General features: G+C 69.5%; 8 protein-coding genes. 1 reads left to right on the forward strand and 7 read right to left on the reverse strand.

All coding sequences use genetic code 11. The features are described 5' to 3' along the window. Window position 1: 1 nt before the first annotated feature. Together PV764_RS15705 and PV764_RS15710 are read right to left on the reverse strand one after the other, a co-directional pair. Window positions 2-15067: an Ig-like domain-containing protein gene (locus PV764_RS15705; protein WP_421117064.1), complete on the reverse strand. Its 15066-nt coding sequence runs from the start codon at window positions 15065-15067 to the stop codon at window positions 2-4. 109 nt (window positions 15068-15176) lie between these two features. Then, on the reverse strand, window positions 15177-17204 hold the full coding sequence (locus PV764_RS15710; RefSeq protein ID WP_421117065.1) for a hypothetical protein: 2028 nt from the start codon (window positions 17202-17204) through the stop codon (window positions 15177-15179). Window positions 17205-17680: 476 nt separating this feature from the next. On the opposite strand from PV764_RS15710, the gene PV764_RS15715 reads away from it, so the two are divergent. Further along, the gene (locus PV764_RS15715) at window positions 17681-18031 is read left to right on the forward strand and encodes a helix-turn-helix domain-containing protein (protein WP_257785241.1); all 351 of its coding nucleotides are present in this window, start codon (window positions 17681-17683) and stop codon (window positions 18029-18031) included. Window positions 18032-18046: 15 nt separating this feature from the next. Here PV764_RS15715 and ung read toward each other — a convergent pair whose 3' ends face one another. The 5 genes from ung to rhlB all read right to left on the reverse strand — a co-directional run bounded on the left by ung (window position 18047) and on the right by rhlB (window position 23062). Further along, on the reverse strand, window positions 18047-18766 hold the full coding sequence (ung, locus tag PV764_RS15720) for a uracil-DNA glycosylase (RefSeq protein WP_421117066.1): 720 nt from the start codon (window positions 18764-18766) through the stop codon (window positions 18047-18049). After that, entirely contained in the window at window positions 18763-19605 is an 843-nt protein-coding gene (locus PV764_RS15725) for a response regulator (protein WP_019183513.1), read from the reverse strand. Before PV764_RS15725 ends, ung begins: the two co-directional genes overlap by 4 nt. Window positions 19606-19612: 7 nt before the next feature. Further along, the gene (ftsX, locus tag PV764_RS15730) at window positions 19613-20563 is read right to left on the reverse strand and encodes a permease-like cell division protein FtsX (protein WP_421117067.1); all 951 of its coding nucleotides are present in this window, start codon (window positions 20561-20563) and stop codon (window positions 19613-19615) included. After that, window positions 20560-21246 carry a cell division ATP-binding protein FtsE gene (gene ftsE / locus PV764_RS15735; protein WP_019183511.1) on the reverse strand — a complete coding sequence of 229 codons (687 nt, stop codon included), beginning with the start codon at window positions 21244-21246 and terminating at the stop codon, window positions 20560-20562. Before ftsE ends, ftsX begins: the two co-directional genes overlap by 4 nt. A 103-nt stretch (window positions 21247-21349) precedes the next feature. Beyond that, window positions 21350-23062, reverse strand: a complete 1713-nt coding sequence (gene rhlB / locus PV764_RS15740; protein WP_421117068.1) for an ATP-dependent RNA helicase RhlB — start codon at window positions 23060-23062, stop codon at window positions 21350-21352. Window positions 23063-23106: the final 44 nt, after the last annotated feature.

Below are 23106 nucleotides of genomic sequence, written 5' to 3' on the forward strand. Positions count from 1 at the left end.
GTCAGCGCCCCTCCCCGGCCGCGCGGCCGGGACTGGCAGGCTCGGGGGGATCGTCCAGGCGCAGGCGGTGCAGCACGCGTCCGTCGGCGCCCAGCACCTCGATCGTGGTTGCCGCGGCGATTGGCCCGGACAGCTGCGCTCGCAGTGCCTGGCGCAGCGCCTGCGCACGTTGCAGGGCAAGTGCCTCCTGCCCGGCGCCGGCGCCCACGCTGAGCTGCAGGCGCCCGCCTCCGCGCGTCGACAACGCCCGGGCAGCGGTGTCGATCACCGGCGCACGGTCTGCTCCCAGCTGCGCACTGCCCGTGGCAAACAAGGCGTCGCCGAGTTCAATCCGCGCCGGTCGCGATGCCGTTGCGGGCGCAGCCGGGGCCGAGGCAGTCGTGCTCAATGCACCGTCAGGCATGCGCACACCGAAATCGAAGCGCACCGGTAGCCCCGGAGTGATACGGCGCACCAGCGGGTTGGGCGTGGTGAAGCGTACCCCGGCCGGCAGCGTTGAGGGATCCACCTTGAGGATGAAGTTGCGCCCGCGCGCCTCGCCGCCCGGAATGCCGACCAGGTGATAGCGGCCGAAGGCATCGGTTTCCATCAGCAGGCCTTCCACCGCTGCGATGCGCACGCCGGGAATGCCACGCTCACCGTCATCCTGGATGCCATTGCCGTTGCGATCGTCGAAGACGCTGCCCACGATCAGGCTTTCATCGAGCAAGGGATCGGTGCTGATGTCCACCTCGGCCGAGGCCGTGTTGCCGATCGTGCGGTTCTCGCCGTCGATGGCGGTGATCCGGTTGGTGTGCACACCGGTGCCGGTGCCCGCGCCGACGCGCAGGTAGTACACCACCGTCGCCCGCCCACCGGCAGCCACGTCGATGCCATCGATGCGCAAGGGCTGCACCCCGCTGGTGCGTGCGTCGTTGTCGGCGTCGATCACCGCGAACCCGCCGCGCACGAAGGTGAAGCCCGGCGGCAGCGTATCGAGCAGGGTGGCGCCGTTGGCATCCACCTCGCCCACGTTGTCGATCGTCACGGTGTAACGCACCAGGTCACCGATCTGCGCACTGCGCTTGCCGGCTACCTTGGTCAGGCGCAGCACCGCCTGCTGGCCGGCCACGGTGACCGCGACGTTGGCCTCGGCACACAGCGGGGTGGGGATCGACACATCACAGACGCGGTAGCGGAAGCTGTCGGTGCCAGCGAAATTCGCCGCCGGCGTGTACGTGCAGCTGCCGTTGGCACACGCCACGCTGCCGTGCGTGGGCGCCACCGCGATCTGCAGCGAGCCCGGATCCAGCGGCGCCGTGCGGGCGCTGTCGTTGGCCAGCACGTTGATCACCAGCGGCGCGGAGGTCTCCGCGGTGACGGCATCGTCGGTCAGGGTCAGCACGTTCGGATCGACCACCACCGTCACCGTGGCGCTGGCGCACATGGCCGGGTCGGCGATGTCGCAGACCTGGTAATCGAAGCGCTGCTCGCCGGAGAAGTTGGCCAGCGCGGCGAAGCGGATGCGGGCACGCGGCAGTACCGTGGCCGTGCCATACGGGGGCGGCGCGGTGATGCTGACGGTCACGGTGTCCGGATCGATCGGCGTACCGTTGACGCGGTCGTTGCCCAGCACGTCGATCTCGATCACGCCGTCCTGCGGCATCTCCACCCGATCATCTTCGGCATCCACGCCGGGCTCGCCGGCGGTGACCGCAACCGTCACGGTGCCGGTATCGCACACGGTGGGCTGGTTGAGCAGGCAGATCGTGTAGGTGGTGTTGTAGCTGCCAGGCGCCAGGCCGGCGGCAACATCCACCCAGCCATCGCTGCTGATGCTCAATGCGTTGGTGGCGACCGGCGCGATGCTCACCTGGGCCGGATCCAGCGGCGCGGTGTTGAACGTGTCGTTGCTGAAGACGTTGAGCAGGCGGGTACGGCCGTCCGGCCCGACCGGGCCTCCCGTGTCATCCACCGCCAGCAGCGCGCCCACCGGGCCCTGCACCAGCACGGTGGCGATGGCGGTGGTGCAGTTGGTCGGCACCCCGTTCTCGCACAGCTGGTAGGCCAGCTGCACCTGCCCGGCCTGCACACCCGGGGCCACCATGATCTGGCCCTGGTTGTTCATCGTGTAGCCCGGCGTGCTGCCGGTCAGGCTGGCGACCACGCTGCCCACCGGCGGCGGCGACACGTTGTTGAAGCTGTCATTGTCCAGCACCGAGCGGACGATGGTGCCGCCCACCGAGGGATCGACCGGCGTACTGCTGAAGTCGTCATTCACCGCCAGCACCACGTTGGCCGCGCCGCCTACGTTGAAGGTCACCATGGCCGTGCTGCACAGCGTTGCGTTCGGTGCCGGCAGGCAGACCTGGTAAGTGAAGCTCACCGGCCCGCTGGTACCCACCGGCGGGGTGTAGGTGAAACTGCCATCAGCGTTGAACAGCAGGCCTGGCGGCGTGGCCCCCTGCACGCTCCACACCGAACCGGCAGGCATGTTGTCGTTGCCGGCCACGCTGTTGGCCAGGGTCTGCCCGGCCTGCGCGCTGAAGGTATCCGGCTGCGGGGCAGGACTGACCACCACGGTCACGCTGGCGGTGGCACAGTTGCCCGGCGCGGCCACTTCGCAGACCTGGTAGGTGACCGTGGCCGGTCCGGAGGTCACCCCGGTCCCGATGCTGATCGTGCCATCGGGATTGATGCTCAGGCCTGCCGGTGCGCCGACCAGGGTGAGGCTGACGGTGCCAGCGGCGGGTGGCGAGACGCCGTTGAGCGAATCGTTGGCCAGCACGCTGGGCGTGGTGCCGCCCGGGGCGATGCCGCTGAAGCTGTCATCGCCGGCCACCAGCGTGCCGGTGTTGACGTTGAGGGTGACCGCGGCCGTGCCGCACAGCGCCGCGTTCGGCGCGGGCAGGCACACCTGGTAGGTGAAGGTGACCGCGCCCAGGGTGCCGGCCGGCGGCGTATAGGTGAAGCTGCCGTCGGCGTTGAACACCAGGCCCGGCGGCGTTGCGCCCTGTACGCTCCAGCTCGAACCGGCCGGCATGCTGTCGTTGCCCGCCACGGAATTGGCCAGCACCTGGCCGGCGCGGACGCTGAAGGCATCCGGCTGCGGTGCCGGGCTGACCACCAGGTTCACCGTGGCATTGGCGCAGTTGGTGGGCGCGGCTGCCTCGCAGACCTGATACGTGATGCTGGTCGGGCCCGAGGGCACGCCGCTGCCGACGCTGAGCGTGCCGTCCGGATTGATGCCGATGCCGGCCGGCGCACCGATCAGGCTGAGCGTCACCGCGTTCGCCGGCGGCGGGCTGACACCGTTGAGCGAATCGTTGGCCAGCACGCTGGGCGTGCTGCCGCCCGGAGCAATGCCGGTGAAGCTGTCATCGCCGGCCAGCAGTGTGCCGGTGTTGACGTTGAGGGTCACCGACGCGGTGCCACACAGCGCCGCATCCGGTGCCGGCAGGCAGGTCTGGTAGGTGAAGGTGACCGCACCGGTGGTGCCCACCGGTGGCGTGTAGGTGAAGCTGCCATCGGGGTTGAACACCAGGCCGGTGGGCGCAGTGCCCTGCACGCTCCAGCTCGAGCCGGCCGGCATGCCGTCATTGCCTGCCACGCTGTTGGACAGCGTCTGCCCGGCCTGCACCGAGAAGGCGTCCGCCTGCGGCACGGGGCTGACCACCACGGCCACCGTGGCGGTGGCGCAGTTGCTCGGCGCCGCCGCTTCGCACACGCGATAGGTCAGTGTGGTGGCACCGGCGGTAACGCCGCCGCCGATGCTTATCGTGCCGTCGGCATTGATCGCGAAACCGGCCGGTGCACCGACCAGGCCCAGAGTCACCGTACCGGCAGCCGGCGGCGACACGCCATTGAGTGAATCGTTGGCCAGCACGCTGGGCGTGGTGCCGCCCGGGGCGATGCCGCCGAAGCTGTCATTGGCCGCCAGCAGGGTACCGGTGGCGATGTTGAAGGTGACCGTGGCCGTCGCGCACAGCGCTGCATTCGGTGCCGGCAGACAGGCCTGGTAGGTGACGCCGACGACGCCGGTGGTGCCGGCCGGCGGCGTGTAGGTGAAGCTGCCATCGGTGTTGAACACCAGGCCGGGCGGCGTGGCACCCTGCACGCTGAAGCTCGAACCGGCCGGCAGGCTGTCATTGCCTGCCACCGTGTTGGACAGCACCTGCCCGGCCTGCACGCTGAAGGCATCGGCCTGCGGTGCCGGGCTGACCACCACGTTCACCGTGGCGATGGCGCAATTGCCCGCGGCCGCCGCCTCGCAGACCTGGTAGGTCAGCGTGGTGGTGCCGGAGGTGACGCCGGTGCCGACACTGATCGTGCCGTCGGCAGCGATGCCGAAGCCGGCCGGAGCACCGACCAGGCTTACGGTGATGCTGCCGGCGGCCGGCGGCGACACGCCATTGAGCGAATCATTGGCCAGCACGCTGGGCGTGGACGTGCCCGGGGCGATGCCGGTGAAGCTGTCGTTGCCGGCCAGCAGGGTGCCGCTGTTGACGTTCAAGGTGACCGTCGCGGTGCCACACAGCGCCGCGTTCGGCGCCGGCAGGCAGGCCTGGTAGGTGAAGCTGACCGCACCGGTGGTGCCCGATGGCGGTGCGTAGCTGAAGCTGCCATCGGTGTTGAACACCAGGCCTGCCGGCGTCACGCCCTGCACGCTGAAGCTCGAACCGGCCGGCAGGTTGTCGTTGCCGGCCACGGTGTTGTTCACCGACTGCCCGGCCTGCACGCTGAAGGCATCGGCCTGCGGTACCGGACTGACGACCACGGTGATGCTGGCGGTGGCGCAGTTGCTGGACGCCGCCACTTCACAGATCTGGTAGGTCAGCGTGGTGCTGCCCGACACAACGCCGGCGCCGACGCTCACAGTGCCATCGGGATTGATGCCGAAACCGGTGGGCGCCCCCACCAGGCTCAGCGCCACCGATGCGGCCGGCGGCGGCGACACCCCATTGAGCGAGTCGTTACCCAGCACGCTGGGCGTGGCCGTGCCCGGGGCGATGTTGCTGAAGCTGTCATCGCCGGCCACCAGGGTGCCGGTGTTGACGTTGAGCGTGACCGTGGCGTTGCCGCAGACGCTGCCGTTCGGTGCCGGCAGGCAGGTCTGGTAGGTGAAGGAGACCGCACCGAGGGTGCCGGCCGGCGGCGTGTAGGTGAAGCTGCCATCGGCGTTGAAGCGCAGCCCGGCCGGGGCGGTGCCCTGCACGGTCCAGGTCGAACCGGCCGGCATGTTGTCGTTGCCGGACACGGTGCTGGCCAGCTGCTGCCCGGCCTGCACCGAGAACGCATCGGCCTGCGGCGACGGGCCGACCACGACGGTGACGCTGGCGGTATCGCAGTTGTTGGCGGCCGCCGCTTCGCAGAGCTGGTAGGTCAGCGCGGTGGCGCCGGCCGGCACGCCGGTGCCGATGCTGATCGTGCCATCCGGATTCAGGATGAAGCCGACCGGAGCCCCCACCAGCGACAGCCGCACATCGGCCGCCGGGGCCGGGCTGGCGCCGTTGAGGCGGTCGTTGGCCAGTACGCTGGCCACCGATGTGCCGCCGGCCACCACATTGGTGATCACATCATCGCCGGCGACCAGGTCACCGTTGTTGATGTTCAGGGTGAGCGTGGCGGTGCCGCACAGCGCCGCGTTCGGTGCGGGCAGGCAGGCCTGGTAGGCCACCGTGATCGGCCCGGCGGTGCCGGCCGGCGGTGCATAGGTGAAGCTGCCATCGGCGTTGAAGACGAACCCGGCCGGGGCCGTGCCCTGCACGCTGTAGGTCGAACCGACCGGCATGTTGTCGTTGCCGGCCACGCTGTTGGCCAGCGTCTGCCCGGCCTGCACGGCGAACGCATCGGCCTGCGGCGCCGGGCTGACCACCACCAGCACGCTGGCGGTGTCGCAGTTGGCCGGCGAGGCCGCTTCGCAGATCTGGTAGGTCAGCGTGGTCGGCCCGGACAGCACGCCGGTCCCGACCGTGAGCAGGCCATCGGCACTGATCGAGAAGCCCGACGGGGCACCCACCAGCGACAACGTCACCGACGTCGCCGGCGGCGGCGACACGCTGTTGAGCGAATCATTGGCCAGCACGCTGGTCCCCACCGTGCTGCCCGGCGCGATGTTGCTGAAGGTGTCATCGCCGGCCACCAGGGTGCCGTTGTTGACGCTGATGCTGGCGGTGGTGACGCCACACACCGCGGCATTCGGTGCCGGCAGGCAGGCCTGGTAATTGAAGGTGACCAGGCCCAGCCGGCCCGGCGGCGGCGTATAGGTGAAGGCGCCGGTGGCGGTCAGCACCAGGCCGTCCGGTGCGGTGCCCTGCACGCTGTACTGCGCGCCGGGCGGCACGTTGTCGTTGCCGGCCACGCTGGCCGACAGAGTCTGCCCGACCTGCACGGCGAACGCATCCGGCTGTGGCACCGGACTGACCACCACGGTGACGCTGGCGGTGTCGCAGTTGTTGGCGGCGGCGGCTTCGCAGATCTGGTAGGTCAGCGTGAGCGGACCGGCCACCGCGGTGGATGGCACGCTGAGGGTGCCATCGGCGGTGATCGCGTAACCGGCCGGGGCGCCCACCAGGCTCAGCACCACCAAGGCCGGTGCCGGCGGCGTGGTGCCGTTGAGCGAATCATTGGCCAGCACACTGGCCCCGGAGGTGGTGCCCGGGGCGATGCCGGCCAGGGTGTCGTCCACAGCCACCAGCGCCCCGTCGTTGATGTTGAGGGTCAGCGTGGCGGCGCCGCACAGGTTGGCGTTGGGTGCCGGCAGGCAGACCTGGTAGGCCACCACCACCGGACCACGGGTGCCGGCGGGCGGCGCATAGGTGTAGCTGCCGTCGGCGTTGAAGCTGAAGCCGGCCGGCGGCGTACCCGGCAGGCTCCAGCTGGAACCGACCGGCATGTTGTCGTTGCCGGCCACGCTGGCATTGAGGCTCTGCCCCACCTGCACGGCGGCGGCATCGTCCTGCGGCGCCGGGTTGACCACCACGGTGACGCTGGCATTGGCGCAGTTGGCGGGCGCCACGGCTTCGCAGATCTGGTAGGTCAGCGTGGTCGGGCCGGACATCGCACCGCTGCCGGCGCTGATGGTGCCGTTCGGGTTGAGGGTGAACGCGGCCGGGGCACCGACCAGGCTCAGCACCACGTCGCCCGGCGCGGGCGGGCTGACGCCATTGAGCGAATCGTTGGCCAGCACGCTGGCCGCCGAGGTACCGCCCGGGGCGATGCCGGCCAGCGTGTCGTCACCGGCCAGCAGGGTGCCGTTGGCCACGTTCAGCGTCACCTGGGCGGTGCCGCACAGCGCGCCGTTCGGCGCGGCCAGGCACGCCTGGTAGCTGAAGGTGACCGGGCCGGTGGTACCGCTGGGCGGGGTATAGCTGAAGCTGCCATCGGCATTGAACTGCAGGCCGGCCGGTGCAGTCCCCTGCAGCGCCCAGCTGGAACCGGCCGGCATCGTATCGTTGCCGGCCACGTTGGCCGACAGCACCTGCCCGGCCTGCACGTTGAAGGCATCGTTCTGCGGTGCGGGCAGGATCACCAGCGCGATGCTGGCGGTGTCGCAGTTGCCGGCCGCTGCCGCTTCGCAGGCCTGGTAGGTCAGCGTCAGCGGGCCGGAGACGATGCCGGTGGGCACGGTAAGCACGCCATCCGTGCCGAGCACGACGCCGGCCGGTGCGCCCACCAGGCTGACCAGGACAGTCCCGGCGGCCGGCGGCGAAACGCCATTGAGCGAGTCGTTGGCCAGCACGCTGGTACCGGCGCTGCCACCCGGCGCAACCGTGAAGCTGTCATCGAGGGCCAGCAGGGTGCCATCGTTGATGTTGAGCGTCACCGTGGCGGAGCCGCACAGGGCAGCATCCGGCGCGGGCAGGCAAGCCTGGTAGGTGAAGGTCACCGGGCTGGGGGTATTGGCCGGCGCGGTATAGGTGAAGGTGCCATCGGCGTTGAAGACCAGGCCGGCAGGCGCGGGACCCTGCACGGTGAACTGCGCGCCGGCCGGCAGGTTGTCGTTGGCGGCAACGTTGCCATTGCTGATCGTGCCAGCGGCCTGCAGCGAATACGCATCGGCCTGCGGCGACGGTGCGATGACCAGGGCCACGGTAGCGGTATCGCAGTTGCCCGGCACGGCGGTTTCGCAGATCTGGTAGGTGAGCGTGGTCGCGCCGGACCGCACCCCCGTCGGCACGGCGATGCTGCCGTCCGGATTGATGACGAAACCGGCCGGTGCACCGACCAGGCTGAGCTGCACGCTGGCGGGCGCCGGCGGTGTCGTGCCGTTGAGGCTGTCGTTGGCCAGCACGCTGGGCGTGGTGCCGCCTTCGGCGATGCCGCTGTAGCTGTCGTTGGCAGCCACCAAGGTACCGGTGTTGACGTTGATGGTGGCCGTAGCGGTACCGCACACCGTGGCGTTCGGCGCGGGCAGGCAGGCCTGGTAGCTGAAGGTGACCGCACCGGTGGTACCCACCGGCGGCGTGTAGCTGAAGCTGCCATCGGCGTTGAACGCCAGGCCGGCCGGCGGGGTGCCCTGCACCGCCCAGCTGGCGCCTGCCGGCATCGCGTCGTTGGTCGCCACGCTGGCACCGGTCAGGCTGGCACCGGCCTGCACGGCGAACGCATCGGCCTGCGGCGCTGGTGTCACCACGAAGGTGATGGCCGCGGTGGCGCAGTTGGTGGGCGAAGCGGTTTCGCACAGCTGGTAGGTGAGCGAGGTCGCGCCGGCAGCAGCGCTGGCTGGAATCTGCACGCTGCCGTCGTTGTTGATGACGAACCCGGCCGGCGCGGCCACCAGCAGCAACTGCACGGCGGCCGATGGCGGCGGAGTGACACCGTTGAGGACGTCGTTGGCCAGCACGCTGGGGGTGACCGAGCCTGCGATCAGCGGCGCGGCGAAGGCATCATCGTTGGCGACGATGGCATTCACGGCGATGTCGAGGGTTGCCGTGGCGGTGCCGCACACCGCGGCATCCGGCGCGGGCAGGCAGGCCTGGTAGCTGAAGGTGACGGCGCCCAGGGTGCCGGCCGGCGGGGTGTAGGTGAAGCTGCCGTTGGCGTTGAACACCAGGCCCTGCGGCGGCGATGGCACGCTCCAGCTGGAACCGGCTGGCATGGCGTCATTGCCGGCGACATTGCCGGTGTTGGCCTGGCCGGCCTGCACGCTGATCGTGTCGTTCACCGGCGTTGGCCGCACCACCAGCGCGATGCTGGCGGTGGCGCAGTTGTTGGCGGCCGCCGTTTCGCAGACCTGGTAGGTCAGCGTGGTGGCGCCACTGGCGGCATCGGCCGGCACGGACACCGCGCCGGTGGGGGAGATGCTGAAACCCGCCGGCGCGCCCACCAGCGACAGCGCCACGTTGGCCGGTGCCGGCGGACTGAGGCCATTGAGGGTGTCGTTGGCCAGCACGCTGGCCGTGGTGCCGCCCGGCGCGATCGCACCGAAACTGTCGTCGTTGGCCAGCAGGGCGCCGTTGTTGATGTTCAACGTGACCGTGGCCGTCGCGCACACCGCGGTGTTCGGTGCGGGCAGGCAGGCCTGGTAGACGAAGCTGGCCGGGCTGGTGGTGCCGGCCGGCGGTGCATAGGTGAAGCTGCCATCGGCGTTGAAGGTCACCCCGGCCGGCGGCGTGCCCTGCACGGCGAAGGTCGAACCCACCGGCATGCCGTCGTTGCTGGCGACAGTGGCGGTGACGGTCAGCCCCGCCTGCACGGCGAAGGCATCGTTGGCCGGCGCGGGCGCGACCACCAGGGCCACGTTGGCGGTGGCGCAGTTGGTGGTCGCCGCCGCTTCGCAGACCTGGTAGGTCAGCGAGACCGCGCCCGATGCGGTGCCGGTGGCGACCGCGATCGTGCCATCGGCGGCGATCGAGAAACCGGACGGCGCGCCGACCAGGCTCAGCACCACCTCATCTGCCAGCGGCGTCGCACCGTTGAGCGTGTCGTTGCCCAGCACGCTGGGCGTGGCGGTGCCGCCGGCGACCGGCGCGGCGATGCTGTCGTCCACCGCGACCAGGGTGCCGCTGTTGACGTTGAGCGTGGCCGTGGCCGTGGCGCAGAGGGCGCTGTCGGGCGCAGGCAGGCAGGCCTGGTAAGTGAAGGTGACCGCGCCGCTGAAGCCCGCTGCCGGGGTGTAGGCGAAGCTGCCATCGGCATTGAACACCAGCCCGGCCGGCGGGGCGCCGACCACGCTGAACTGCGCACCGCTGCCGACGTTGTCGTTGCCCGCCACCGAACTGTTCAGGACCACGCCGGCTGGCGTGGAGAGCGCATCGTCAATGGCCGACGGTGCCACCACCAGGCGCAGATCTGCGTTGGCGCAGTTGCCCGGCGCCGCTGCTTCGCACAGCTGGTAGGCCAGCGTTCGCCCACCGGCCGGTACGCCCGCGGCGACACTCACCGTGCCATCCGGATTCAGGGTGATGCCGGCCGGTGCGCCGGTCAGGCTCAACAGCACATCGGCGGCCGACGGCGGCGTGCTGCCGTTCAACGCATCGTTGAGCAGCACCGAGGGCGTGCTGCCACCGGTGACCGGATTGACCGGCGCGCTGCTGAAGTCATCGTCGTTGGCCGCCAGGCTGCCCACGGTGATGTTGATGTCGGCCGTGGCCGTGGCGCACAGCGCGCTGTTCGGCGCCGGCAGGCAGACCTGGTAGGTGAACGTCACCGGGCTGGCCGCGCCAACCGGCGGCACGTAGGTGAAGCTGCCGCCACCGCCGAAGCTCAGCCCCGGCGGTGTGCTGCCGACGATGGCGAACACGGCACCGGCCGGCACGTTGTCGTTGTCGCCGACACTGCCGTTCAACGGCTGGCCGGCGGCAGTGGAGTAGCTGTCGTTCTGCGCCGACGGCGTCACCACCAGGCGGATGCTGGCACTGGCGCAGTTGCTGGGCGCGGCGGTTTCGCAGACCTGGTAGTTCAGCACCGTGGCACCGGCGGCGGCGCTGGCGGGCACCTGCAACAGGCCCGCGGCGGTGAGCGCATAACCCGACGGCGCGCCCACCAGGGTCAGGGTCACGCTGCCGGCCGGCGGCGGCACGCTGCCATTGAGGCTGTCGTTGAGCAGCACGCTGGTGCTGGTGCTCGCACCCGGTGCCAGCGGCGTGCCGCTGAAGTCATCGTCCATCGCCATCAGGGTGCCGGCGTTGACGTTGATGGTTGCCCCGGCCGTGCTGCACAGCGTGCCGTCCGGCGCCGGCAGGCACACCTGGTAGCTGAAGCTCACCGGCCCGGTGAACCCGGCCGGCGGCGTGTACTGGAAATTGCCATCGCGGCCGAGCTGCAGGCCGTCCGGTGCGGCGCCCGACACGGTGAACACCGCGCCCACCGGGGCATTGTCATTGCTGGCCACGCTGCCCGAGAGCAGCTGCCCGGCCGGTGTGGAAAACACGTCGGCCGCAGCGGTCGGCGAGACCACCAGGCGGATCTGTGCCGAATCGCAGTTGCTCGGCAACGCGGTCTCGCACAGCTGGTAGGTCAGCGTGAGCGCGCCGGACGGCACGCCCGCATCGACGTTCAACACCCCATTGGCATCCAGCGTGAAGCCCGACGGCGCGCCGACCAGGCTCAGCAGCACATCGGCCGAGGCCGGCGGCTGGGTCCCGTTGAGGCTGTCATTGAGCAGCACCGACACGGTGCTGCCGCCACCGGCGCCGATCGGCGTCGCGCGGAAATCGTCATCGCCCGCGGCCAGGGTGCCGGCGTTGACGTTGATGGTCACCGTCGCCCCCGCGCACACGGTGGCATTGGGGGCCGGCAGGCACGCCTGGTAAGCGAAGGTGACCGGACCCTGGCTGCCGGCCGGCGGCGTGTAGGTGAAGCCGCCGCCGGCGGCCAGCACCAGGCCCGCCGGCACGGTGCCGGTCACGCTGAAGGTGGCACCAGCGGGGACGTTGTCGTTGCTGTCGACATTGCCACTGACCGGTACGCCCACGGCCGTGCTGACAGTGTCGTTCACCGCCACCGGGGCCAGCAGCAGCTGCACCGCACCGTCATCGCAGTTGGTCGGCAGCGCCGCCTCGCACAGGCGGTAGCCGAAGCTGACCGCGCCAGCGGCCGCACCACCGGGCACCGAGACGGTGCCGTTGGTGTTGAGTACGTAGCCGGCCGGTGCACCCAGCAGGCTCAGGATCACCTCGGCCGGCGCAGGCGGAATCGCGCCGTTGATGGTGTCGTTGGCCAGCACGCTGAGGGTGGTGCCACCGGTGGCCGGGTTCAGCAGGCTGTCGCGGAAATCATCATCGTTGGCGACCAGGGTGCCCGCGTTGACGTTGAGGGTTGCCGTGGCGGTACTGCAGACGGTGTTGTACGGGGCAGCCAGGCAGGCCTGGTAGCTGAAGGGGGTGGTGCCGGTGTACTGCGCCGGCGGCGTGTAGGTGAAGCTGCCATCGGCATTGAACACCAGCCCCTGCGGCGCGGTGCCGGTGACCGCATAGGTAGTGCCGGCGGCGACGCGATCGTTCACGCCGACGTTGCCGCTGACCGGACGCCCGACCTGCGTGGTGAAGCTGTCGGCCACCGCCTGCGGCGCGATCACCACCGCGATGCTGGCCGTGGTGCAGTTGCCGGTACCCGCCTGGCACAGCTGGTAGGTCAGGTTCACCGGGCCGGCCGGCGTTCCGGCAGGCACCTGCAGTTCGCCGGTGGGCGCGAGGGTGAAGCCGGCCGGCGGCGCATTGATCAGCGACAGCGTCGCCTGCGCCGCGGTGATCGGCGCGCCATTGAGGGTGTCGTTGGCCAGCACGCTGGCCGTGGCGCCCCCGTCGCCCTGCACGGGCGTGGCGGTGAAGTCGTCATTGCCGGCGACCACGGCGGCAACGGCCACGTTCAGGGTCACGGTCGCGGCATCGCAGATGCCACCGTTGGGGGCCGGCAGGCAGACCTGGTAGCGGAAGCTGTCCGGCCCGGAATACGTGCCCTGCGCGGTATAGCTGAAGCTGCCATCGGCCGTGACGCTGACCGTGCCGTGGGCCGCGCCCGCCAGCAGGCTGAACACTGCGCCGGTCGGCACGTTGTCGTTGCCGGCCACGGTCTCGGCCAACCCCACGCCGGCGGTCGCGGCGAAGCTGTCGTCCACCGCTTCCGGGGCGATCACCAGCTGCACATTGGCCGTCGCGCAGTTGGTGCCGCCCGGCAGTTCGCAGATCTGGTAAGTGAAGGCATAGGCCCCCGCTGCAGCGCCTGCCGCTACCTGCAGCTGGCCGGCGGTGTTGGTGGTGATGCTGCCCGGTGCACCGCTCAGTGTCAGGCTGACGCCTGCCGGCGTCACCGCCGTGCCGTTCAGGGTGTCATTGCCGAGCAGGCTGGTGGGGGTGGTGCCCGGCTGCAGCGGCGTGGCGAACAGATCATCGGCGGCGGCCAGCTGGTTGGCGGCCACGCTCACGTTCACCGTGGCCGTGTCGCAGACGGTCGCGTTGGGGGCCGGCAGGCAGAGCTGGTAGGTAAAGCTGTCCGGCCCGGTGTTGGCGTCGGCGGGGGTATAGGTGAAGGTGCCATCGGCGTTGACCACGGCAGTGCCGCGGGCGGCCTGGGTCGCCAGGCTGAAGGCCGAGCCACTCGGGAAGTTGTCGTTCCCGGCCAGGTTGGCGGTCAGCGGCCGCCCGCCACCCGGCGTGCTGACCGTGTCGTCCACGGCATCCGGGCTGATCACCAGGGTGGCGGTGGCAGTGGCGCAGTTGGCCGGCGCCGCGTTGTCGCAGAACCGGTACGTCAACGACAGCGGGCCGGCGGCAGCGGTCGGCGGCACGACGAGGGTGCCGTTGGGGTTGATCGAGAACCCCGTGGGCGCACCCACCAGGCTGAGCGTCACCTGCGCCTGCGGCACCGCGTTGCCATCGTAGGTGTCGTTGCCCAACACCGTGGGCGTCGTCCCGCCGGCACCAGGGAGCAAGGGCGCACTGAAGGTGTCATCGACAGCGACCAGCACATTGGCGTCGACCAGCACCGATGCCGTGGCGGTGGAACAGACACTGCCATTCGGCGCGGGCAGGCACACCTGGTAGGGAATCGATGCCGGCTGGGTGATGCCCCCGGTGGGCGCGTAGGTCAGGGTGCCGGTGCTGCTGATGGTCGCCCCGGGCACCGGCGTGCCGGAGGTGCTGTAGGTGGCACCGGCCGGTGCGTTGTCATTGCTGGCCAGGTTGCCGCTGAGCGTGGCCGCCCCGGCCAGGGCATTGAAGCTGTCGTCGACGGCGGTGGGCGTGATGATCAGGCTGGCGCTGGCGGTGGCGCAGTTGGTCGGCGATGCGTTTTCGCAGATCTGGTAGCCGATCGACGTTGCGCCCGCAGCGGCACCGGCCGGCACCGCGATGACGCCTGCGCTGTTGATGGTGAAGCCGGCCGGCGCGTTCTGCAGTGAAATGATGAGGTTGCCGCCCACCACCGGGGAGCCGTTCAAGATGTCGTTGCCCAACACCGTGGGCGTGCTGCCACCGGTGGTGGAAGAAAGGGGCGTGGCGAAGCTGTCGTTGACCGCCACCAGCGCATTGGCCTGCACCGGCACCGCTGGCGTGCTGGCAGTGTTGTCGCCGGGGGTCGGGTCGGTGGTGCCCGTGGGCAGTACCAGCGACACGGTGTTGGCCGGTACCGTGGCCGGGGTGGCGGCAGGTGCGGTGCCATTCACCAGCAGCACCACGCTGTCACCCACGCCGACGTTGACCAGCACGTTCACGGCATTGCCGCTGCCGCTGGGCTGGGCGCACGACGACGCGGCGGTGGTCGGCTGGCAGCTCCAGGTGACGTTGGTCAGCAGCGAAGACACCGTATCGACCACGCCCACGCCGCTGGCCGCGGACGGCCCGGCGTTGTTGACCTGGATGCGGTACTGCACCGCGCCACCGGCGGCCACCGGGGTCGCGCTGACCAGGGCCTTGCTGACGCTCAGCTGCGCCTGCACCGCCAGGGCATTGGTATCGGTGGCGCTGTTGTTGCCGGGCGTGGGGTCGGCCACATCGGTGGGCGCGGTGACGGTGGCGGTGTTGTTGAGCGGGTTCGGGTAGCTCTGTGCCAGCAGCGGCGGTGGCAGCAGCAATGCCAGCACGGCCATGGCCTGCGCGATGCCGGCCGAAGCCCTGCCTGCCCTGCGCTGCCTGCCCGTTGCTGCCATGCGTTCATCCTCGAAAGCTTGCCCTGGCCTGTTGCAGGCACGCGGCATCGGTGGTCCTGTCATTCATCCGCAGGGGGCGTCCCCTGCACGCACTGCACTGCACCGGCCGCTAATACGCGCCCGGGTTGTTGCTGAAACTGACCGGGACGCTGATCGTGGCCTGCCCGCCGTTGATCAGATTCACCCCGGCATTCACCGCATTGCCGCCCACCGCGCCGCCGCTGGCCGCCGCGCAGGTACTGCCGCTGGTGGCACTGCAGGTCCATGCGCCGCGCAGCGTGGTGCCGCTCGGCAGGCTGTCGGTGACCACGGCATTGGTGACGGCATCCGGGCCGTCGTTGCGGACCAGCAGCGTGTAGGTCGCGGTGCCGCCCGGGGTGTAGGTGCCGCTGCCGTCGGTCTTGGTGATCGACAGATCCGCCTGGCGCGTTCGATTGGTGATCCGGCACACCAGCGTCACGGCCGTGGCCGTCATCGCCGGCGCCCGCAGGGTGAAGCTGCCGCCGCTGCCGGAAGAGACCACGGTGTTGTTCTGGTCGGTGCACTGCCAGGTGCTGGCATAGCGGCTGAGCGTGGTACCGGCCGCGGCCGCTTCGGCCAGCGCGTAGCTGCCGCCGGGCACCGTGATCACCGTGGCCGTCGCGCCGTTGTTGCCGACATTGCTGGCCGAGCCGACCGTGCTGCCGTTGTAGGTGATGGACAGATTGAAGCGCCCGGTATCGCTGGTGGGCTGCAGGTCCTTGACCAGCTGCAGTGTCGCCGCGCAGGCCTGGGTGATGCCTTCGACGGTGAAGACCGCCTGTCCGATGCGGATGCCGAGCAGGGCCAGCAGGTTGTCCACCAGCCCGCCCAGCAATGCGGTCAGCACCGGCGTGACCACAGCGTTGACCTGGGTGCGGATCGGCGTCAGCAACGTGTTGACGATGCCGTTGACCAGGTCCGCCACCGGCAGCGGCAGTGCGATGCCGCCCAGCAGCGTGACCGTGGGGTTGCCACTGGTCACCTGGATACTGAGCGAGTTGACCAGGGTCGAGACCATCGTCGCCGCACTGACCGTGCCGGCGCTCAGCGTGCGGGTCTGTGGATACGGACCGGTGAAGCTCGCGCTCTGCAGGCCGGGCGTGGCAGTGGCGAAACTGCGGATGCTGACCGTCAGCGGGATGGTGATGTCGGCGATCGGCGTGAGCAGGCCGAGCACATTGGCCGACACCCGCACCCGCACGCTGAGCGAGGTCAGCGTCGCCGCGCTCAGCGCGGTATCGGTGAGCACCGTCGTGCGGTTGAAGAAGGTCGCATCGCTGATCTGGCCGACATACAGGTTCACCAGCCCCGGACGCGCCTGCAGCGTGACCGCGTTGCCGACCAGGTTGATCGCCGAGATCGCTCCTTCGGCGCGTGCGACATCGGCGTAGACCTGCAGATGCAGGACATCGGCGGTGATGCTGGTGTTGGAGAGGGTGACGCCCAGCAGGTTCAGGCCACTGAGCGCCGCCGAGAGCGTGCCCGTGTTCAAACCCTGCACCAGGTCCAGATCGAGCTTGATGCGGATCGCCGCGCTGTGGAACGCCGCGCCGGCCGCGCCGCAGGTGTACACCGGCGGCTCGACCACCTGCAGCCACAGGCGCACGTTGGCCACGCCGTTGAGGCCAAGTGCCGCGGTGTTGACCGTGATCGGCGTGGGTGTGGTGAGTACGTTGCGGAAGTTGTAAAGCTGCACACCGCCGGTGAGCAGGTCCAGCACGTTCAGGCGCACGGTCGCCAGCGAGCCGGTGGGCAGTGCGATCTGCAGGATGTCGGCCAGGCGGATGCTGCCGCCTACGCCCGCCGCGCCGAGCGGCAACGCATTGAGGACATTGGCGGCCGCGGTCTGCCCGTCCGCCTGCAGGACCTGCACCATCGCCGCACGCAACTGGCCGAGGGTGATGCTGGCGTTGAGCACCTGGCTGGGATCGCTGACCACCACGCCGCCGTTGAGCTGGGTCAGCAGCGCGTTGAGATTGATGTTCGCCCCGGCCAGGTTGTTCCAGTCGGCCACGCTGAGATTGACCGCGGTGCCCGGCAGCAACGCACCGAACAGCAGATTGAGCACCGGGCTCTGGGTGGAATCGATCGAGGCCAGGCGCGGGCCTGCACTCACGCAGGCGCCAGCCGTGCAGGCCGATTGCGCGGCGGCCGATGAAATACCGGCACTTAATGCGAACAGCATCACAAATAACAGCGAAACCGCTCTCAAACTGAATCGCCGTAACGCCAACTTCACAACAGAAACTTTATCCATCGGCCATCCCCTGCGTCCTGGCCGAAGCGGTCTTTCACGGGCCGGTGGATACCGACCATGATCGACAGGCATCGGCCTGCTTCCGATGTTTTGGATGTCCCGGCGCGTCATGGCCGGCTTGAGGGATTAACTACGTGCACGCAGGTAAACCGTCAAACCGGCCGTGTCGCGTGCAGGGGGAAGTTTCACTGTCGCTCGTGGATTCATCGGCGGAGCGATTGCAACGGCAAGGGCGGCAAGCAGTTCTGTACAGACCGAAAAAAGAATCGCTGCCCGGTAAGTATCGATAACCATCCACTGTTCAAGGAACGAGAAAGGGGAAGGCCATGTTGGCGATGTCGGATCGAATTCGCGCAGCACGCACCAGCGCAGGGATGTCACAGACGCAGTTGGCAGTGGAAACCGGGGTCAAGCGCAGTGCCGTCGCGCAATGGGAGCGCCGGGGAGGAACGCATCCGAGTGTGTCGCACCTGGTGCACATCGCCGTCAGTACGCGGGTGCGATTCGAGTGGTTGGCCACCGGTCGCGGCGTGTGCAAGGCCAGCGGGGAGGAACTGATGTTGACCGCGCCCGCACAGGACTACGTGCGCGATGACCTGGAGGGCAACATCCTGTCGCTGCTGCGGCGGTTGCCACCGCGCAAGCGGCAGGTGGCGCAGTCGATCATCGAGATGCTGGCCGTGTAGGCCACGGCCGGGCGCTCAGGCCGGCAGTTCCAGCGCGGCACGCGGCGGCAGCGACCAGTCGATGCGCGCGTTGCCGCGGCGCTGCAGGTACTCATTGGCCATCGAAAAATGGCGGCAGCCCAGGAAGCCGCGATGCGCCGACAGCGGCGAAGGGTGCGGTGCCTTGAGCACGCGGTGCCGGCCGGTATCGATGACCTTGCCCTTCTGCTGGGCGTAGCTGCCCCACAACAGGAACACCAGGCCCTCGCGCTCGCGGTTGAGCGTATCCACCACATGGTCGGTGAAGCCCTCCCAGCCACGCCGCCGGTGAGAGCCGGCGTTGCCCGCCTCCACCGTCAGCACCGCATTGAGCAGCAGCACCCCGCGGTGCGCCCACGGCAGCAGGCAGCCGTGGTCCGGGCGCGGGATGCCCAGATCGGCCTCGATCTCTTTGTAGATGTTGAGCAGCGACGGCGGTACCGGCACGCCCGGCATCACCGAGAAACTCAGGCCGTGCGCCTGGCCGTACCCGTGATACGGATCCTGGCCGAGGATGACCACCTTGACCTGGTCGAAGGGCGTGGCATCGAAGGCGGCAAAGATCTGCGGACCCGGTGGGAACACCTGGGCTCCGGCCGCTTTGCGCTGGCGCAGAAAAGCGGACAACTCCCGCATGTCCGGGCGCAGCAGGTAATCACCGATACGCGTCTTCCAGCTCGGTTCGAGCTGGATGCTGGGTACTACATCGTCATTCATCGCACTGCAGGCTTGTCGTTGAGGCGGGACAGACGCAGCTGGAACAGCACCTTGGTGATGAGCAGCCGCTCTTCGATCGGCTTCTGCACCAGATCGTTGGCACCGGCCTGGAGCAGACCGGATTGATTGTGCGGATTGCCGTCGCCGGTCATCACCAGCACCGGCAGGCGGCGTTTGCCGTAGCCGAAATCCACGCGCACGCGCTGCACCACGTCGCGACCACTGAGCTCGCCCTTGAGCGTGACATCGGTCAGCACCAGGTCGATGCGATGGCTGCTGCGGCCAAGCGACTCGGCGGTGAGCAGCGCGAACGCATCTTCGGCGGTCAGCACGTGCAGCACGTTCAGGCCCTGCCGTTCGAGCATGCGCTTGGTCGCCTCGGCGACGACGCGGCTGTCTTCAACGTACAGGATCGTCGCGCCGGGAATCGTCTCCGGCTGCACATAGCCGCGGATGAAGGTGGCCAGCGCTTCGTGACCGAGCGCCTTGTCGAAATAATCGGTGACGTACTCGGTGAAGCGACGCTGCTCCAGATGCTGCTGCGCATCGCCGGAGACCACGATCACCGGTACGTAGGCCTGCCCCGCGGCGTCGCGCACGATGCGCGCCAGGTCGAGCCCGTCGCCATCGCTCAGCGTGAGCGAGGTGGTGACCAGGCTGACCGGGCCGGCATCCAGCGCCGCCCGCGCCTCGGCGATGCTCGCACAGCCCACCACCTCCACCGCCGGCAGTTCGCGTTGCAGCACATCGGCGATCAACTTGCGGACCAGCCGGGAGCCGTCGACGACCATCACGCGCGGTGCGTCGTCGACGAGGTGCTTGAGGGCTTGCGGGCGCATGCGGGGCTCAGGTTTCGGTGGGACGGGTCTGGCGCAGGAAATGCCCCGTCACCAGCCAGGCGCCCAGCCAGCCCAGCACCACGGTGCCGAGCAGCACGAACGAGGAATGCAGCAGGTCCAGACCATGCAGCACGAACGGGCTGCCATAGCTGTGCGAGAGCGCGGCCAGCGGCGGGCGCAGCGCCAGCCCGGCGACACCGATCAGGGCCAGCGCCACCGCGCCGGCGCCCAGGCCGTACCACGCGCCCAGGTACAGGAACGGGCGACGGATGAAGCCATCGCTGGCACCGAGCAGCTGCAGCACGCCGATCTCATCGCGGCGGGCCTGGATATCCAGGCGCACCGTGTTGCCGACCACCAGCGCGGCACCGAGGCCGAGCAGCACCGACAACACCTGCACCAGGCGCGTGCCGAAGCCCAGCCAGCCATCCAGCCGCTTGCGCCACAGTGCATCGTGCTGGACCAGGTCGGCCTGCGGCAGGCCTTCCAGCGACTGCGCCAGGCGCGCGTCATCGGCGCCCTCGGCCGGGGTCACGATCAGCAGCGTCGGCAGCGGGTTGTCGTGCAGCGCATCGATCGCTTCGCCGAGCCCGGCACTTTCGCGCAGCTCCTGCAGCCCCTGCTCCGGCGTCTGCACGGTCACCTTGGCCACGTCGGCGCGGGCGCGCAGGGTCTGGGCGACCTGGCCGGCCGCATCGGCCCCGGCATCGGTCTTGAGGAACAGGTTGATGTCGCGCGACTGCTGCACGCTGCCGGCGAAGTGCTTGAGGTTGTCCAGCGCGATCGACAGGCCCAGCGGCAGGGCCAGCGCCAGCGCCATGACCATCACCGTGAGCAGGGTCGCCCACGGCTTGCGCCAGGCGCGGCCGAGGCTGAAGACCACGCTGTGGCCATGATGGTGCAGCCACACGCCCAGACGCGAAGGCGCGGCGGTTTCTTTGGTCACCGGAGTGTTCATTCGGCCAGGTCCTGCGGCGAGATGTCATCGACCAGGCGGCCGTGGTCCAGGATCAGCACGCGCTTGCGCATGCGCCGCAGCAGGGCCAGATCGTGGCTGACCACCAGCACGCTGGTGCCGCGGTCGGGCAGTTCGGCGAACAACGCCATGATTTCTGCCGCCAGGGTCGGATCGAGATTGCCGGTTGGTTCATCGGCGACCAGCAGCTTGGGCTCGCCGACAATCGCACGGGCGATGCCGACGCGCTGCTGCTCGCCGGCCGACAACTGCGAGGGCAGCGCTTTTTCGCGATGGCCCAGGCCCATCCGTTCGAGCACCGAGCGCACGCGCTTGCCGATCTCGTTGCGACGGGTGCCACGCAGGATCAGCGGCAGGGCGACATTCTCGGCGATGCTGCGGTCCATCAGCAGGCGGTGGTCCTGGTAGACCGCACCGACCTCGCGCCGATGCCGCGGAATACTGCCGCCGCGCACCTTCAGCAGGTTGCGCTCATCGAAGATCACCGCGCCGCGGCTGGGCCGCTCGTCGAGATGGATCAACTTGAGCAGGGTGCTCTTGCCCGCACCGGAATGACCGGTAACGAACAGCATCTCCCCGGGGGCGACATCGAAGCTGACGTCCACCAGTGCCTGGTGGCCGCCGGCATATTGTTTGCTGACATTGTCAAAACGCAGGACGCTCATCCCCTGATTATGCAGGACGAGGGTGGTGCGTAGGTAACGGCAACCTGATGGGGGCTGATCGGTAGCGCCGGCCAGCGGCCGGCACTACCTCAGCCGTCCGGTCTTACGAACCGGAGAGCATCCGGCGGATCTTGCGGCCCAGGCGGGTCAGGAACGAGGCGCCCGGATCGGCGGCCGGCGTGCCGCGCATCGGCTTGGCGGTCACCTGCACCGGGGTCACCGGGCCGGTGGCTGCCGCGCCTTCGGCACCTTCGACCGGACGGCCATGGCGACGGCGACGACGCTTGCGCGGGGCGCGCTCGCCTTCCACGGCCGGGCTGCCTTCGGCAGACGGCGCGGCGCTCGGGGCCAGCTGCGGCTTGGCGGCGGCATCGGCGGCGGCAGCCACCGGCTGCTCGCCTTCCACGCGCGGCTTGCGCTCACGGCGTGGCTTGCCATCGGCACTGCGCTCACCCGGGGCGCGGCGCTCGCCACGACCGCCGGACGGCTTGCCGCCGCGGCTGCTGCCACCGCCACGACGCTGCTCTTCCGCCGCACGCGCTTCGCGCGCTTCACGGAAGATCTGCCCGACGCTCTCGTTTTCGTCGCCCTCGGCATCACCCTCGCCTTCCGGCGACGGTGCACGCGGCGCGCGCGGAATCGGGGTCAGGATCTCGCTGGTGACCGGCTCGACCGGAATCTTCTGGTCGATGTAGGCCTCGATGTCCGGCAGGCCCATCGCGTAGCGCTCGCAGGCGAAGCTGATCGCATCACCCTCTTCGCCCAGACGCGCGGTGCGGCCGATGCGGTGCACGTAGTCTTCCGCATCGAACGGCAGGTCGTAGTTGTAGACGTACTTGATGCCATCGATGTGCAGGCCGCGGGCGGCCACATCGGTGGCCACCAGGATTTCCAGCTGACCCTTCTGGAAGCGGTTGAGCAGGCTTTCGCGCTTCTTCTGCGGCACATCGCCGGACAGCACGCCGACGCGGTAGCCGGCCTTCTCCAGCGAACGCGCGACGCGCTCGACGAACACCTTGGTATTGACGAACACCATGGTGCGGGCGCCTTCGCTGCGCGACAGCAGGCCCAGCAGCAGCGGGATCTTCTCTTCGTCGGCCGGGAAGTAGATGCGCTGGCGCACGCGGGCGGCGGTGATCGATTCGCTCTCCACCACCAGCTTCTGCGGCTCGTTCATGTGCTCATAGGCCAGCTCCAGCACGCGGTGGCTGAGCGTGGCGCTGAACAGCAGCGTCTGGCGCGTGGTGCGCTCGGGCATGCGGCGCAGCAGGAAGCGGATGTCCTTGATGAAGCCCAGGTCGAACATGCGGTCGGCTTCGTCGAGCACGCAGATCTCGCAGGCATGCAGCGAGACCACCTTGTGCTGCTTGACGTAGTCGATCAGGCGGCCGGGGGTGGCGATGATCACGTCCACGCCCTGCTGCAGGATCTCGCGCTGCTTGTCGTAATCCACGCCACCGTAGACCAGCGCGAAGCGCAGGCCGAGGTCGGAGCCGAACTTCACGGCGTCCTTGTGGATCTGGATGGCCAGCTCGCGGGTCGGCGCCAGGATCAGCGCGCGCGGGTCTTCCGGCTTGCGGTCGGCCAGCGCCGGGCGGGTCAGCAGGCGGTTCACCACGGCGACCAGGAAGGCCAGGGTCTTGCCGGTACCGGTCTGGGCCTGGCCGGCGACGTCGCCGCCGGGCAGCGCGACCGGCAGGGTCAGCGCCTGGATGGGCGTGCAACGGGTGAATCCGGCTCCTTCAAGGCCGGCCTGCAGGGCCGGATGCAGCTCGAAGGAGGAGAAGGTCAAATCGGTCAGCGGTTTGTCGCTCATGAGTCCGTCTTGGTAAGGCCATCCCGGCAGAGGTGCGGGGTGGC

The organism is Stenotrophomonas sp. AS1, from assembly GCF_048957655.1.
GTDB lineage: Bacteria > Pseudomonadota > Gammaproteobacteria > Xanthomonadales > Xanthomonadaceae > Stenotrophomonas > Stenotrophomonas bentonitica_A.